General features: G+C 33.2%; 14 protein-coding genes. All 14 read left to right on the forward strand.

What is annotated here, in order from left to right; translation table 11 throughout:
• Window positions 1-58 precede the first annotated feature (58 nt).
• Window positions 59-820, forward strand: coding sequence for a Rossmann-like and DUF2520 domain-containing protein (locus ACJ6WR_RS01045; RefSeq protein ID WP_039120045.1), 762 nt, complete (start codon window positions 59-61; stop codon window positions 818-820).
• Window positions 804-1331: a KdsC family phosphatase gene (locus tag ACJ6WR_RS01050; protein ID WP_039114264.1), complete on the forward strand. Its 528-nt coding sequence runs from the start codon at window positions 804-806 to the stop codon at window positions 1329-1331. Before ACJ6WR_RS01045 ends, ACJ6WR_RS01050 begins: the two co-directional genes overlap by 17 nt.
• A gap of 282 nt (window positions 1332-1613) precedes the next feature.
• Window positions 1614-2540: a geranylgeranylglycerol-phosphate geranylgeranyltransferase gene (locus ACJ6WR_RS01055; RefSeq protein WP_409416813.1), complete on the forward strand. Its 927-nt coding sequence runs from the start codon at window positions 1614-1616 to the stop codon at window positions 2538-2540.
• Window positions 2533-3117: a Maf-like protein gene (locus ACJ6WR_RS01060; protein WP_409416814.1), complete on the forward strand. Its 585-nt coding sequence runs from the start codon at window positions 2533-2535 to the stop codon at window positions 3115-3117. Before ACJ6WR_RS01055 ends, ACJ6WR_RS01060 begins: the two co-directional genes overlap by 8 nt.
• 11 nt (window positions 3118-3128) lie before the next feature.
• Window positions 3129-3662, forward strand: coding sequence for a mechanosensitive ion channel domain-containing protein (locus ACJ6WR_RS01065; RefSeq protein WP_409416815.1), 534 nt, complete (start codon window positions 3129-3131; stop codon window positions 3660-3662).
• A gap of 130 nt (window positions 3663-3792) precedes the next feature.
• On the forward strand, window positions 3793-4890 hold the full coding sequence (locus ACJ6WR_RS01070; protein WP_409416816.1) for an AI-2E family transporter: 1098 nt from the start codon (window positions 3793-3795) through the stop codon (window positions 4888-4890).
• Window positions 4891-4939: 49 nt separating this feature from the next.
• Window positions 4940-6763: a hypothetical protein gene (locus ACJ6WR_RS01075; RefSeq protein ID WP_409416817.1), complete on the forward strand. Its 1824-nt coding sequence runs from the start codon at window positions 4940-4942 to the stop codon at window positions 6761-6763.
• Between the two features lie 225 nt (window positions 6764-6988).
• Window positions 6989-7498 (forward strand): hypothetical protein, encoded by a 510-nt coding sequence (locus tag ACJ6WR_RS01080; RefSeq protein ID WP_039114268.1) that lies wholly within the window; start codon window positions 6989-6991, stop codon window positions 7496-7498.
• A gap of 151 nt (window positions 7499-7649) precedes the next feature.
• Entirely contained in the window at window positions 7650-10181 is a 2532-nt protein-coding gene (locus ACJ6WR_RS01085; protein ID WP_409416818.1) for a PIG-L family deacetylase, read from the forward strand.
• Between the two features lie 121 nt (window positions 10182-10302).
• Window positions 10303-12027, forward strand: a complete 1725-nt coding sequence (locus ACJ6WR_RS01090) for a sodium:solute symporter (protein ID WP_039114270.1) — start codon at window positions 10303-10305, stop codon at window positions 12025-12027.
• A gap of 282 nt (window positions 12028-12309) precedes the next feature.
• Complete coding sequence (locus ACJ6WR_RS01095; protein WP_409416819.1) at window positions 12310-12780, forward strand: hypothetical protein; 471 nt, start codon at window positions 12310-12312, stop codon at window positions 12778-12780.
• 11 nt (window positions 12781-12791) lie between these two features.
• The gene (locus tag ACJ6WR_RS01100; RefSeq protein WP_409416820.1) at window positions 12792-14603 is read left to right on the forward strand and encodes a type VI secretion system Vgr family protein; all 1812 of its coding nucleotides are present in this window, start codon (window positions 12792-12794) and stop codon (window positions 14601-14603) included.
• A gap of 2 nt (window positions 14604-14605) precedes the next feature.
• Window positions 14606-15673: a hypothetical protein gene (locus ACJ6WR_RS01105; RefSeq protein WP_409416821.1), complete on the forward strand. Its 1068-nt coding sequence runs from the start codon at window positions 14606-14608 to the stop codon at window positions 15671-15673.
• A 3-nt stretch (window positions 15674-15676) separates the two neighbouring features.
• The gene (locus ACJ6WR_RS01110; RefSeq protein ID WP_409416822.1) at window positions 15677-16249 is read left to right on the forward strand and encodes a hypothetical protein; all 573 of its coding nucleotides are present in this window, start codon (window positions 15677-15679) and stop codon (window positions 16247-16249) included.
• Window position 16250: the final 1 nt, after the last annotated feature.

Consider the following 16250-nt stretch of genomic DNA (forward strand, 5'->3'; position numbering starts at 1 on the left):
TCTGTACGAACTTACTTTGTAACGGGAGTCCTTTAAAAAAAAATGCTAATTTTGCAATATGATTAAAATAACACTAATTGGCTCGGGAAATGTGTCCCAACATTTAATAAATGCTTTCGCAAAAAGTAGTGCGATTGAACTTATTCAGGTGTACTCCAGAACAAAAAAAGTGATATCTCCTCTACTCGATTCTAGCAAAATTGTAACAGATTTGGCTCTTTTAAAAGAAGCCGATTTGTATATTATTGCTGTTTCTGATGATGCTATTTCTACTATTTCGGAGCAATTACCTTTTAAAAATAAACTGGTTGCTCATACATCAGGAACTGCTCCATTACAAGCAATTAATATAAAAAACCGAAGTGGCGTGTTTTATCCTTTACAAACATTTACAAAAAATAAAGAAGTCAATTTTAAGGAGGTTCCGCTTTGTCTGGAAGCCGAAAACAGAACCGATTATTTAGTACTCGAAAAACTTGCTAAGATCATTTCGAATGCAGTATATCCTATCAATTCTGAACAACGAAAAGCATTGCACGTAGCTGCCGTTTTTGTAAATAATTTCACCAATCACCTATACCAAATCGGGCAGGAAATTTGCACGGAGCATAGCGTTTCTTTCGAAATCCTTAAGCCTTTAATAGCCGAAACAGCTAATAAAATCAATACACTTTCTCCTATTGATGCTCAAACAGGACCTGCAAAACGTAAAGATGCTACAACAATTAAAGCTCATTTGAGTTATTTATCTGATGAAAATCAAAAAAACATATATACATTACTAACAAAATCTATACAAAATAATGGCAAAAAGTTATAAAGAAATAATGAACGACATCACTACTTTTATTTTTGATGTTGACGGAGTACTTACTGATAGTTCGGTTTTTGTAACCAATGAAGGAGAAATTCTTCGTACGATGAATATTCGTGATGGTTATGCTATGAAAGCGGCTGTAGAAAGTGGGTATAACGTATGTATTATTTCTGGCGGAAGCAATGAAGGCGTACGCGTACGATTACGCAATCTTGGAATTAAAGATATTCATTTAGGGACTCCGGATAAAGTTGAAACGTTTAAGGAATATACTGAATTATATAACATTAATCCTGAGCACGTATTATACATGGGTGATGATATTCCTGATTATCACGTAATGAAATTGGTAGGATTACCTACTTGCCCGCAAGATGCTAGCCCAGAAATAAAAACAATTTGTCGTTATATCTCACACGTAAAAGGAGGAAAAGGTTCTGCACGCGATGTAATAGAACAAGTTATGAAAGTACAAGGGAAATGGATGGAGCATTTTAACGGGAAACACGATTAGAGTCTAGTATACAGTAACAGTGTTCAGTATCAATCTGCAGTACCTGTATTACACATTAAGAATTGAGTTTTACATTATAGACTTCGTAACAAAACCATGTAGTATATAATCTATTATTGTGATTTATGTAGTGTATAATCTAAACACCCATGATTTAGACAATATTGTAACCTTTGAATCTCTTATAAAGACGCACTGCGGTGCGCCTCTACAAAAAACCTTTGAAGCTTTGCCACTTAGAACCTTTGTGTCTTTAAGATAAACCTCAGCACCTTAAAACAAATGAAATACCTCAAACTCATTCGCTACCAAAACCTATTAATGCTTGCATTTATGCAAATACTATTTCGTTATGGTTTCTTAAAATTGCAAAATATCCCGTTGGCATTAGCCGATTGGCAGTATGGTTTATTGGTTTTAAGCACTATTTTAATTGCGGCAGCTGGATATGTTATAAATAATATTTTTGATCAGGAAACTGACTTAATTAACAAACCAAGCGATGTTGTAGTTGGCAAAAGTATTTCCGAAACTGCTGCTTATAACATATACGTAGCGCTTAATATTACAGGAGTTGCAATTGGATTTTATTTATCTAATGTAATTATGAGACCCGGTTTTGCGACTCTTTTTATTCTAATTGCTGCCAGTCTTTATTTTTACTCTACAACTTTAAAACAAATCATGATTTTGGGCAATGTTGTTGTTGCCTTAGTATTGTCTTTTAGTGTTATAATAATCGGAGTTTTTGATATTTTTCCTGCTACAGACGTGGGCAATAGAGCACAAATGGCGAGTATGTTCTCTATTCTTTTAGATTATGCCATATTTGCTTTTATAATTAATTTTATACGTGAGATTGTAAAAGACATCGAAGATGCAAATGGCGATTATAATCAAGGGATGAAGACATTACCTATTGCAATTGGCACAAGCCGAACTGCCAAAGTAGTTTTTGCGCTTGCACTTATTCCAATCGTTTTATTACTAATTTATATCAATAATTATTTTGTCGCTTATAATCTGTACATCGCTACATTATATGCGTTTGTATTTGTGCTGGCACCACTATTTTACTTTATAGCAAAAATAATCACTGCCAAAACCAATAAAGAGTTTCATCATTTGAGCGCAGTTTTAAAATGGATTTTATTCTTCGGGATCCTGTCTATTTTAATCATCAATCTTAATATTAAATACAATGCTTAAGCAAAAATTAGAAAAATATACTTTAATACTGGCTTCGGGCTCACCTAGACGTCAGCAATTTTTTAAAGACCTGGATCTAGATTTCGAAATTAGATTAAAAGATGTAGAAGAAATCTTTCCTCCAGAATTAAAAGGAAGCGAAATTACCGATTATCTGGCTGAACTTAAAGCAGCAGCTTTTGACGGTGAATTAAAACCAAATGAAATCCTAATTACAAGTGATACAATTGTTTGGCATAATGACAAAGCTTTGGGTAAGCCAAAAGATGAAGAAGATGCATTTAATATATTAAAATCATTATCGAATACAACTCATGATGTAATTACTTCTGTTTGTTTTAGGACCAATGAAAAATCGGTTGTTATAAACGAAACTACAAAGGTTACCTTTACAGTATTGAGCGATGAAGCAATTTTATATTATCTCAAAAATTACAAACCATACGATAAAGCTGGCGCATATGGTATTCAGGAATGGATTGGTTTTGTAGGAGTTGCAAAAGTAGAAGGATCTTACACCAATGTTATGGGACTTCCTACACACAGAGTTTATGAATATTTAAGTACATTAGATTAAAATATAAAATTATGACAGCTTTTTTTACCGATTACGCCAAAGAAATATTTGCAACAGGAATCCTTATTGTAATAACGGCTGCGGTAAGAGTTACTATTACCCAACTGGTACGACGATACGCTAAAAAAGAGCATTTCTTGGAGCATCGAACCAATTTGATAATTAAGTACATCCATTTACTAACCAATATCTTATTTGTAATCGGTTTATTTGTTGTTTGGGGTGTTCAAACCGATGATATTTTCCTTACCGTATCTTCTATAGCAACCGTTATTGGTGTGGCAATGTTTGCACAATGGTCTATATTAAGTAATATAACTTCAGGAATTATTTTGTTTTTTTCCTTTCCGTTTAAAATAGGAGATTCAATAAAAATTCATGATAAAGATTTCCCTATCGAAGCCGAAATCGAAGATATAAATGCATTTCACGTAAGTTTAAAAACCAAAGAAGGAGAAAAAATAATCTATCCTAATAATTTGCTTCTGCAAAAAGGAATCTCAATTATACCAGCTCATTTTGAAGATAAAGAGTTTTTTGATTAAGCTCTTTTATGGGAATTTTATAAGCTAACTTTAAAAATGTAGAACATAAAAAGAGGAATAAAGCATAACATTTGTTTAACTTAGCTTTTATTAGTGGTAATAAAAGCTTTTTAACCTCAACAAATCAGTTATGGAATCAATTAAATTGCCTTTTTATGTAAAACTTGTGTGTGTTTTAATAAGTATAATTTGTATTGGTTTTATATTTGTTATTGGTAAGGACATCATAACATCAGTACTATTAGCCTTTTTATTTTCGGTATTATTACTACCCTTATTTTCAATATTACACATAAAGTTACGTTTCCCACATTTTCTTGCATCTATAGTAACTGTCCTTATTTTTGTACTTGTAATAATAGGGATACTCACATTTATCTCGTATCAGATTAGTGATATCGCCAATGATTTCTCTATAATTAAGAAAAATGCAATTGCCGTTTTTAATGATTTGCAAAATTTTATAAAAGCAAATTTTAATATCAGCAATGGAGAACAAAAAAAATATCTTGAAAACGTTACTTCTGATTCTGTAAAAAATGGGGGAGAAAAACTAGGAACAGCATTAGGATCTCTTTCAGATGTTCTTTTGGATTGTACCATAATACCTATTTTTATATTCCTGTTTCTTTTATATAAAAAACACTTTACCCTTTTCTTGGCTAAATTGTTTAAGAAAGAACATCATACTAAACTAAAAGAGATATTAACTCAGATAAAAGTATCGATAAACAATTATATTGTAGGTCTTATTATAGAAATGATTGTAGTGGCTGTATTAACAAGCTTAGGTCTTTATATTATTGGGGTAAAATATTTTGTTCTATTAGGTCTTATTACAGGGATTTTAAACATGATTCCGTACATAGGAATTTTTATTGCAGGCGTATTAACCGTTTTAGCATCACTTACAGGAACTCCCGAAATTTCTATAATTCTGGGAATTCTGATAGTAAATATAATTGTTCAGCTAATAGATAATAACGTACTTGTACCATTGATTATAAACACCAAGGTCGAAATAAATGCACTATTCTCTATAATTGGGATAATTGTCGGTGGCGGAGTTGCAGGCATATCAGGAATGTTTCTGGCAATACCTTTACTGGCTATTCTTAAAATAATTTTTGACAGGATAGAATCTTTAGAACCTTGGGGATATTTAATAGGGAATGATTTGCCGAAAAAATTTAGTTGGAAAATAAAGAAAACAAAATTAAAAGAATAGAATGCCGTTTTATATACTATTTAAAATGAATTCATAAAAATTACCTAACTTGATAATAAAACTATTTCAATATAAAACATACCTATTACTCATCCTAGTATGTTTTTGCTATACTAGTTCTTTTTCGCAGGTAAATGAGCCTAAAAAAGATAGTACCGAAATGTATTCTAAGCTTAAATCATATACCAAAAAACATAAGTTCACTAATTTCTTTCACCGGTTTGTTTTTAGAACTACACGTCCAAAAAAAAATCAGGAAATAATTCAAAAAGTAGATACTACCAATTATGATGGAAAAATTATACGCAAAATTACCATTGTAACCCTAGATCCTTTTGGATATTCTGAGAGTGACTCGACAGTTACACCTAGAAATTGGGGAGAAAGAACCGGAAATAGGCTTCATCTAAAAACAAAACAATTCGCAATACGTAATTTATTATTATTCAAAAAAAATACGCCTTACGATGCCTACAAAGTACAGGAATCGGAGCGTATCATCCGATCTCAAAAATATATTAATACTGTAAGTATTTCAGAGCAATTAACCAGCGTACAATCTGATTCGGTAGATGTTACGATTCGAGTTCTGGATTCCTGGAGTTACATACCTAAGTTTTCTATTTCTAGTAATCAGGTTGGTGTGGGAATAAAAGATAAAAACTTCTTTGGGACAGGTCAGCAATTAGAATATAAATTTACAAACCGTTTTAGTGATGGAAAAAATGCCAATGATTTTACCTATACAGTTCCTAATATAAAAAATACCTTTATCAATGTAACGGCCAAGTATAATAATGATTTAGATAACAATTACAATAAAAGCATTGCCATAGAGCGCCCTTTTTACTCCCCTTTAACAAGATGGGCAGGCGGATTGTATATTGGTCAGCAATTTAGACGAGATTCCTTGCAAGGACCTGATCTTAAATATTCTTTTCAGAATTTTAAATACAATACGCAAGATGCATGGTTAGGAAAAGCATTTCCTATTTTTAAAGAAAAAGAAAGAAAAACCAACTTAATTATCTCAGGGCGTATTTTAAATGTAGACTATATAGAATCTCCCGAGCCACAATACGACCCTATTAGCTTTTATTCGGACGAAAAATTAATGCTAACCGGAATCGGAATCAACACCCGAGAGTTTGTTAAAGACAATTATATATTTAGAAATGGTGCTACCGAAGATGTCGCCACAGGAAGAATCTTTGGGATAACAGCCGGATATCAATATAAAAATACATTTTGGCGTCCTTATATAGGCGCTCAGGCATCATTTGGAGATTATCATAAATGGGGATTCTTTAGTGCCGATTTTGAATTTGGGACTTTCTTTCATCAATCTAAAACATACCAAAGTGCATTTGCCTTTGAAGCCAATTATTTTACAAACCTAGTAAAAATAGGAAACTGGAAACTAAGACAGTTTGTAAAACCTGCATTAGTTATTGGTGCTAATCGAGAAAATACTGTCGGTGACCAACTTAATATTAATGGAAATAATGGTCTGCAAGGTTTTAACAGTCCAATATATGGCACTAGCAAAATGGTATTGTCATTACAAACCCAAACCTATGCGCCACATGCAGTAGTAGGTTTTCGTGTGAATCCCTTTTTTAATTATACCGCTGCAGTATTAGGAAGTACTGGCGATGCAATGATGAGAAATAAAGTATATTCTAAAATAACTCTGGGATTACTAATAAGTAATGACTATTTAGTTTTTAGTTCCTTTCAGTTATCTATTTCTTACTACCCAACAATTCCTTTTGAAGGCGATAATGTTTTTAAAACAAACACATTTGAAACCACCGATTTTGGATTACAAAATTTTGAATTAGCTAAACCAAGATTAGTCGAGTATAGATAGGCACAGAATATTCCCTCATTTTATTTTATTTTTCAGAAAAAAACTAAAAATAAAAACCAACCTAACACTTTATATATCAGCGTTTTTATTTTTAAATAAATAAATATTGTCTTTTTTTATCATTTTAAAAACTTTTTGTGGCACAACTTTTGGATTTCACAAATCAGATATCGAAATAGTCAAACATTTCAATATTGAAATTAAGAATCCAAAACCCCAGAAAAAATGAAAACACTAAAATTAATTACTTTCGGAATATTACTATTTATTTCAAGTACCATGCATTCTCAAGTTTCGATAAACGTAAACATAGGCTCACCGCCACAATGGGGACCAGTTGGATATGCTGAAACAGAATATTATTATTTACCAGACGTTGAGGCTTATTATGACGTTCGTGCCACACAGTTTATTTATTTTGGTGGAGGAAGATGGATTAGATCAACCAGTTTACCAAGACAATATAGAAATTATGATTTGTACGGAGGATACAAAGTAGTTTTAAATGATTATCACGGTAGAACTCCGTATGCTTATTTTGACAGACATAGAGTTCAATATTGCAAAGGGTATCGTGGTAAACCGCAAAGAACATACGGTTATTATAAAAAAGATCGTAATGATTACTACAAAAAAGACAAACACAATCGTCATGACAGACATGACCGTGATGACGACCATGACGATGATGATGATCACGGAAGAGGACATGGTCGTGGACACGGAAGACACTAAACAACATTTCGTAATTAAAAGAGAGTGCCTGGATATGGCACTCTCTTTTTTTTTTAACAAATACTTTAACATCTTTACATGTCATTAACAATTACCAGTTTCTATTATTACTATTTTTGAAAACAATCTTAAAAAATTAAATAATTCTCAGATGCACCGACTCCTTCTAAAGATTATCCTTTTAGTTCTTATTAGCTTACAAGCTGCTTTTGCCCAAAAACCACAAAAACCAAATTCGGTTGAAATTTACAATCAAATAAAAAAAGTAAATTTCTTGGGCTCGGTACTTTATATAGCTGCACATCCAGATGATGAAAACACAAGATTAATTTCTTATTTATCTAATGAAGTAAACGCAAGAACTGGCTACTTATCTTTAACCCGAGGCGATGGTGGTCAAAATTTAATAGGACCACAATTAAGAGAATTATTAGGAGTAATTAGAACACAAGAACTTATTGAAGCCAGAAAAGTTGATGGTGGCGAACAGTTTTTCTCACGTGCCAATGATTTTGGTTACTCAAAAACACCAGATGAAACATTAACTCTTTGGGATAAACAAAAAGTACTTGCCGATATCATATGGACCGTTCGTAAGTTTCAGCCCGATGTAATCATTAATCGTTTTGATCATCGTACACCCGGTACAACACATGGGCATCATACCTCATCGGCGATGTTAAGCGTTGAGAGCTTTGATCTGGCCAATAATCCTAGTATATATCCCGAACAATTAAAATATGTAACGCCATGGCAACCTAAGCGCCAATTCTTTAATACTTCTTGGTGGTTTTACGGTAGTCAGGAAAAATTTGAAGCAGCCAACAAATCTAAATTTACAACATTAGAAACTGGGGTTTATTATCCCGGAATAGGAAAATCTAATCAGGAAATTGCAGCCTTAAGCCGCAGTCGTCATCAATCACAAGGTTTTGGCGCAACTGGAAGCCGTGGTCAGGATACCGAATATCTGGAACTTATTAACGGAGATACTCCAAAAGACCCATCTAATATTTTTGACGGAATCGATACTACTTGGAACCGTATTAAGGGAGGAAAACCTATTGGAGAATTAATAAATACAATCCTGACACAATACAATTTTAATAATCCATCGGCAAGCATACCCGATTTAGTAAAAGCCTACACAATGATTCAGTCATTAAATGAAAATCATTGGAAAGTCTTGAAATCTGAAGAAATCAAAAAAATAATAGCAGCCTGTTCTGGTTTATATCTGGAAGCAGTTGCACAACAGCAAGAAACAACACAAGGAAGCACTGTAAACCTAAAACTAGAAGCTATTAATCGTACTTCGGTTCCTATGCAATTAGTAAGCATAACAACATTGCCTGACCAAAAAACAACACCTCAAAACATTGATTTAATTAATAATAAAGATCAAAAAATCAATTTAAAAACTCAATTACCAACTACAATTCCTTACACACAACCGTATTGGTTAGCCGAAAAAGCAACTATAGGAATGTACACCGTTTCTAATCAGGAAAACATAGGCGTTCCAGATATTATTCGTGATGTAAAAGTTATTTTTAATATTAAGATAATCAATGTTGAAATTCCGTTTGAGCGTACCGTTGTTTATAAATATAATGATGATGTAAAAGGCGAAATGTATGATTTCTTGGATATCGTTCCCGAAGTTACAACCACAATTCTAGAAAAAGTATTACTATTTAAAGATACTCAGACCAAAACAGTTGCTGTAAAAATAAAAGCAGGAAAAGATGGTGTAAGTGGTAATTTACAATTAGAATTACCTAAAAGCTGGATAATTTCTCCAAAACAAATTCCGTTTACCCTAGCCAAAAAAGGAATAGAACAAATTGTTTATTTTGAAGTAACACCACCAGTAAACCCAGAAAACGCAACAGTAAAAAGCGTAGCGATTGTAGGCAATAAACGCTACGATAAAGACCAAACCATCATCGATTATAGTCATATCACCAAACAGCAGGTTTTAGCCCCAGCAGAAGCCAAATGCATCCGATTTGACCTAAAAACAACAGGAGATTCAATTGCCTATATTATGGGTGCAGGCGATGAAGTTCCTAATAGCCTGGCACAAATGGGATATAAAGTAACCATCTTAAAACCCGAAGAAATTACACCAACAAGATTAGATAATTTTGATGTCGTAATAACAGGAATCCGTGCCTACAACACCATTCAGGCACTTGCTAATAAACAAGTTGTATTATTTGACTTTGTCAAAAACGGAAAAACAATGATAGTACAATACAATACAGCAGGCGATCTTGTAACCGATACTATTGCGCCATATCCTCTAAAAATTTCCTCAGATAGAGTAACCGAAGAAAATGCCGAAGTTACATTTCTGGCACCAAATCATCCTGTTCTAAGTACACCTAATAAAATTACTTCCAAAGATTTTGAAGGCTGGAAACAAGAACAAGGATTATATTACCCAAGTGAATACGACAAAGCCTTCACTCCTATCCTATCTTCCCATGACAAAGGAGAATCGGCTAAAAAGGGCGCATTATTAGTCGCCCCATACGGAAAAGGATATTATATTTACACCGGCTTAAGCTTCTTTAGAGAATTACCCGAAGGAGTTCCGGGAGCCTATCGATTATTATCAAATATGATCTCATTAAAACAACCAGTACAAATCCCAAATAAAGAAATTAAGAATTAAAAGCTTTAATATGGCAACGAAAAAAATAAAAACATGGAAAAAAAGCTACACCTATGTGCTTGTAGCCAACGCCATCTATATTCTGATTTTTTATTTAATAATGCACTTATACTCATAACATATGCAACTATTTGATTGGATTGTACTCATAGTTACACTTTTATTTATTGTTGGTTACGGATCTTGGAAAACCAAAGGAAGCAAAAATGTCGAAGATTTTATTCTAGGCAATAACGAAACTCCTTGGTACACCGTAGGACTTTCGGTAATGGCAACTCAAGCAAGCGCCATTACCTTTTTATCAACTCCGGGACAAGCGTATCATGACGGAATGGGTTTTGTGCAATTCTATTTTGGATTACCAATTGCTATGATAGTCATTTGCGTAACCTTTATACCTTTATACCACAAATTCAAAGTATTTACAGCCTATGAATTCTTAGAGAAACGATTCGATTTAAAAACCCGATCACTTGCAGCAATACTATTCTTAGTTCAGCGAGGTTTAGGAACAGGACTTACCATATATGCACCAGCAATTATCCTATCAGCACTTTTAGGCTGGAATCTAACTTTAATGAATGTCATGATCGGATTACTGGTAATTATCTACACCTTCTCAGGCGGTACAAAAGCAGTAAACGTAACCCAAAAACAGCAAATGTTTGTCATCATGTCGGGAATGTTTATTACCTTCTTCCTGATATTACATTACCTGCCAAACGATATGACATTTACCAATGCCATGCATATTGCTGGAGCAAATGATAAGATGAATATCGTAGATTTCTCATTTAACCCAGAAGAAAAATATACTTTTTGGAGCGGAATCACAGGAGGTTTTTTCCTTGCCCTTGCCTATTTCGGAACCGACCAATCGCAAGTAGGACGGTACTTATCGGGTAAATCGGTTAAAGAAAGCCAGATGGGATTAATCATGAACGGACTTTTAAAAGTTCCTATGCAATTCTTTATTTTGTTAACCGGAATAATGGTATTTGTATTCTTTCAGTTCAATCCAGTTCCTTTAAATTTTAATCCAAATAACAAAGTCATAATCGAGAAGTCGGCGTATAAAGACGAATATCATGCGCTTGAGAAAAAACTCAACGTACTTTCTGAAGATAAAAAAGTAATCAATTTATTATACATCGATCAGTTAAATCAGGATTACGACAATCCGATTCTACGCAAAGAACTGGTTACATTATCTAATAAAGAAAGAGATTTGCGCGAGCGAGCCAAAGAAATCATTATAAAAGCCGACAGTAACAGCGAAACCAACGATAAAGATTATGTATTCTTCCACTTTATCCTGCACTATTTACCAAAAGGATTAATTGGGTTGTTATTGGCAGTAATCCTTTCGGCAGCCATGTCATCTACCGCTTCAGGGCTAAATGCATTGGCATCGACAACAGCAATCGACATTTACAAACGTAACCTTAAAACCGAAAAATCAGACAAGCATTACCTGTATGCAACCAAGTTTTTTACTCTATTCTGGGGGATTATCGCCATACTTTTTGCTTGTGTAGGAACCTTATTTGAGAATTTAATACAATTAGTAAATATCATCGGATCCATATTTTACGGAACAGTTTTAGGTATATTCCTGGTTGGTTTTTACATCAAACATGTACAGTCTAAAGCCGTTTTTTATAGTGCACTAATTAGCCAGATAACCATATTTATCATCTTTTATTACTCAATCTGGATTTATCCAAGCGGGCAAGAAAAATTAGGTTATTTATGGCTCAACTTTATCGGAGCAATATTAACCATATTCCTTTCCTTACTAATGCAACTTACAATCTTTAGAAAACAAAAAGCCATAGTAGCTTAACATAAATCACATTTAGTATAAAAATGCTGTAAGACTTAGTTTTACAGCATTTTTTTTTTGGAGCTATTTCCTGCTGTACACTATATCTTTTATGGCAAACCCTACCATAAAAGGATGCCGTTCCCATCAGGGCTAAAACCTAAAAATCATACTTCTATTTTTCGCTTTAAGAAAATACCTTATTATATCATTCTTATAATTTATTTGGGTTACAACCAAACAGCCTTAAACATATTTTTACTTCAACCTTACAGTCAATCAACTGTACCTAAAGTAATTATTATGCAAATAGAAAAAAAGGTAACCGAATTACTGACACAAAAATACACTTCAGAAATAGCTGTTTTTGCTAGTAATCGAGATATTAAACGCAAATGCATTCTCGATACCGATAATGGTACTTTATTTACAGTATCAGATAATGCTATATACAGTTATAGAGATAAAGACCAAAACTATTGGGTAACAGTTCCCAAATCTTTCATTATCAATCAAACCGTTCACTATCCAGTAGTTGGAGATGAGTTTACGCTTAAAAATGGTGTAAAATATTATTTTACTACCAAAGAAGCAGTTATAGCAATTGCAACGACCTATTTTGAAAAATTTACAGACAACAATTACGGAATAAAAAAGAAATTCAGTTATCTGATTTTCCTGGACGAAAGTTGCACAAGTAAATACTATGCCGAATTCAAGCGCTTTAAATCAAAAACACACGAGAAAATAGAAGCCTATTTGTCATATAATTAAACTAAGAAATCATGTCAAAATTTTCAGAACAAGTACATATAACAATTGATGAATTTACCCAAAATGTAGTTTATTATGATTTAAAGCTTTCGCAAACTATGATGGATCATCATCATTTTTCGTTTGTATGGCAATATACAGGCAGAGCAGTGATTAAACCCGCTGACCAAGCTGCTGCACTTCGCAAATATAAAGGCAGAGAAGTAATTTTTACCTTCATCGTCAACGGAACAAGATTAATGTCTAAAGGAATAATTTCAAAGCTAAAATCTGTTGATGTAAACGGTAGCCCAGTAGGTTTATATGTAGAGGGTATAAGTCACACGGTTTTATTGGACGATATGAAAAAATCAAGAACCTTTCTTGATCGTAGTATAAAAGAAATAGCTTTAAAAATATTTTCAGAAGAAACGGCTGGCGAGTTTTACCAAATAGATGCTATTGAACCTACGTACACAAAATACCTTGAATACAAACCACAATACAACGAAACCAGTTTTGAGTTCCTAAAACGACTCTCGGCACGTTACGGACAATGGTTTTATTTTGACGGAATGCGAATGCAATTTGGGCAAACCAAAACATCTAAAGTAAGACTAATCAATGGAGCAACTTTACACAATTTTAGTATTGAAACCAATTTGGTATCGCATAAAACCTCATTTGCAGGATATAATTATACCAATGCAACACCATTAAGAGGTGCCGAAGCAAAAACCAGTGCAGGAAGTGCCGACAGTTTTGCGAGAGTCGTTGGCGACAGACAAGCATCGGTAGCACAACCCGATTTAAGTATCGCCGCTTATACTAATCAGGCAAAAGATGCAACCGAAATTACCGAAATAGTAAAACTACAAACAGCGGGTAGAGATGCAAATAGTGTTTTTTATAGCGGAATCTCCTATTTGCCAATAGGATTAGGACAAGTATTTACAATCCAGAATCAAACTGTAGAGCACGAACTTATTGCAATAGAAGTAATACACCACTCAGAAGTAAACGGTAATTATAACTGTGAGTTTATAGCCATTCCTGCCGATGTAGCTGCACCACATTATACCAATATCGAAGTATTTGCTACTGCCGAAAGCCAACCAGCAAGAGTAATAGATAACAACGACCCCGAAGGAATAGGACGTATAAAAGTAGACTTTTATTGGGCAGCTGGAAGCACAAAAAGTGAATGGATGCGTATGGTACAACCTTATGCAGGAGCAGGTCGGGGTTTTTATTTTATACCCGAAATTGGCGATGAAGTACAAGTAAGCTTTGAAGGCAATAATGTCGATTGTCCTTACATATCAGGCACCTATTATAACGGTAAAGAAAAAAGTGAATATGCAACCGAGAAAAATGATTTTAAAGTAATAAAAGATCGTTCAGGACAGTATCTGGAATTTGAGGTGTTAAAAAACATAACGCTTGCCGATAAAAAAGGAAACAAATTCCATATAGACAGTACAGGAGATACGCTAAATATTACTGCATTAAAAACAATAAATTTAAATGCCGAAAACATCAATCTGAATGCTTCAGAGAGTATTAGTAGTATAGCTGGAATGAATATTACTGAGAGCGCTGGAGCCGATAAATCTACCTCAGTGGGAATGCTACATAGCACAATCGTAGGTGGAGATAGTATCCTTAATATTAAAGGAAGTTTCTCAGAACATATCGAAGGAGATTTAAATTCACATACCGAACAAGAAAGACAAGAAATTACAAACAAAGATTACAACATGCATAGCTCTGAAGAGAACATTAACATAAAATCACCTAAAGAATTACAACAGCACAGTGGCGAAAAAACTAAAAGTTCATAATTATGTCAAGGATACGTATAGTTGGCGGGAGTATAACCAAAACAAGCCGAGGAACTACAACCATAGAGGTTCAGGATGGGAACTTTATATCTAGCGCTGCCAAACAAAATAATTGGGATGGCGGAAAGATAGGCAATACCCATCATGATTATGTAGCACCCGAGAAAGAGATAGAAAAAGAAGAGGTTGACGATTTATTTGAAAACGATACCCTTATCGCCGATGTAAAACCTGGCGATGATTTTCCCGAAATAAAAAATACATCAGGAAAGAAGTTATTCGTAAAGTTTTTTATTGCAACAATGCTCAAAAATGGTAAGGATAAATTTAATTACCTTTCGTATGCTGTAGCCTACAAAAAACTAGGTCAAGGTTATTTAATGGGGTCGAATGGAAAAACCTATCAAAAACTGGCAAATAAATTTGTAACCGATTTGGTAGATAATAAAAAAGTCTCTTTTTACAGAGCCAAAGATTTTGGTAATAAGTATTTTACAACCAAAACAGTAGATCAAGTCGAAGCTTTTAGGAGCAAAAAACTAATAAAGTGGTCTAAATATGCAAGCACAGCAGGCGAAAATGCAGGCTATTTTTTAACTGCTATTTCATTTTTAAGTAGTACATTCGATAAAGGTGAACCCGATGCAATGCCATTGCTCGACGCAGCCCTACCAACTCTGGTTGCAGGCGGAAACCCTTTTGCAGGCTTGATTCTAGCTATTATGAAAAACCAAATCATGAAAGATATAAGTGAATTTAACGCCTACATTGCCAAACATCTCGAAGAGGTCGAAACACAAAAAGGAGTTACGATGACTGAGTATTATATAAAAGCAATGTCACCGAAGTTTCAAATTTTAGAGGATTATTATGTGCATCATTTTACCCCAACAGCTATGGCTGCATATCTTTCTGGGCAAGTAAAATCTATTAAAGAATTAAACTCAATTAATGCTAATTCACCTATAGCCGAAAGGTTAACAGAAGCAATGTTAATAAGAAGAACTTATAATGGAAGAATTGTCAAAACAATATTTCTTAATGACCAATATGCCAAACAAAAACAATAAACTATGAAATTAAAAATAGTTATTATAATAATTTTAAACTTATTCTATTTATCTACAATTTCACAAAACGTGAAACAAGATAGCTGTCAATTATTTTTTAAAGAAATAGGTATAAGGGATTTTACATTGGGGGCAAATTATGCTCAATTTATAAAGGACAGTAAATCATTAAAAAGAAAATTCAAGAAAGAAAATGTTTATGGAATTGATATTATAACATTCAATGAAAACATAATACTCATTAAAGAAAAAAAAATAGTTGAATACAATCTAAAATTTAAAGATAATGTACTCATGGCGTATACTTTTAAAGTAAATGCTGGAAATTTCAGAAAAGCATCTGATTATTATGAAAAAGTTTTAAAATTACTTAATGACAATAAAAATAAAAATGATTTCATGAAAAAAGGGGGATATTCTTTTATGAAAAAAAATAAAATGTGTAAAAAATTTTTTGATCTCATTTCAAGTGAAAATGAAAGTCAATCTATTTATGGAGGAATCAGTTATGAAAGTCCTATTTGGGAACAACAATTTAGAGATTATATGAAAGCAACCAGACAAGACAAAGAATAAA

The organism is Flavobacterium sp. PS2 (assembly GCF_046250155.1).
GTDB lineage: Bacteria > Bacteroidota > Bacteroidia > Flavobacteriales > Flavobacteriaceae > Flavobacterium.

Excerpts from the sequence above, each read along its gene's own strand:
- ACJ6WR_RS01100 (WP_409416820.1), top strand. The coding sequence starts at position 12,792 with ATGTCAAAATTTTCAGAACAAGTACATATAACAATTGATGAATTTACC.
- ACJ6WR_RS01085 (WP_409416818.1), top strand. The coding sequence starts at position 7,650 with ATGCACCGACTCCTTCTAAAGATTATCCTTTTAGTTCTTATTAGCTTA.
- ACJ6WR_RS01090 (WP_039114270.1), top strand. The coding sequence starts at position 10,303 with ATGCAACTATTTGATTGGATTGTACTCATAGTTACACTTTTATTTATT.
- ACJ6WR_RS01080 (WP_039114268.1), top strand. The coding sequence starts at position 6,989 with ATGAAAACACTAAAATTAATTACTTTCGGAATATTACTATTTATTTCA.
- ACJ6WR_RS01055 (WP_409416813.1), top strand. The coding sequence starts at position 1,614 with ATGAAATACCTCAAACTCATTCGCTACCAAAACCTATTAATGCTTGCA.
- ACJ6WR_RS01045 (WP_039120045.1), top strand. The coding sequence starts at position 59 with ATGATTAAAATAACACTAATTGGCTCGGGAAATGTGTCCCAACATTTA.
- ACJ6WR_RS01095 (WP_409416819.1), top strand. The coding sequence starts at position 12,310 with ATGCAAATAGAAAAAAAGGTAACCGAATTACTGACACAAAAATACACT.
- ACJ6WR_RS01110 (WP_409416822.1), top strand. The coding sequence starts at position 15,677 with ATGAAATTAAAAATAGTTATTATAATAATTTTAAACTTATTCTATTTA.
- ACJ6WR_RS01060 (WP_409416814.1), top strand. The coding sequence starts at position 2,533 with ATGCTTAAGCAAAAATTAGAAAAATATACTTTAATACTGGCTTCGGGC.
- ACJ6WR_RS01050 (WP_039114264.1), top strand. The coding sequence starts at position 804 with ATGGCAAAAAGTTATAAAGAAATAATGAACGACATCACTACTTTTATT.
- ACJ6WR_RS01070 (WP_409416816.1), top strand. The coding sequence starts at position 3,793 with ATGGAATCAATTAAATTGCCTTTTTATGTAAAACTTGTGTGTGTTTTA.
- ACJ6WR_RS01065 (WP_409416815.1), top strand. The coding sequence starts at position 3,129 with ATGACAGCTTTTTTTACCGATTACGCCAAAGAAATATTTGCAACAGGA.
- ACJ6WR_RS01105 (WP_409416821.1), top strand. The coding sequence starts at position 14,606 with ATGTCAAGGATACGTATAGTTGGCGGGAGTATAACCAAAACAAGCCGA.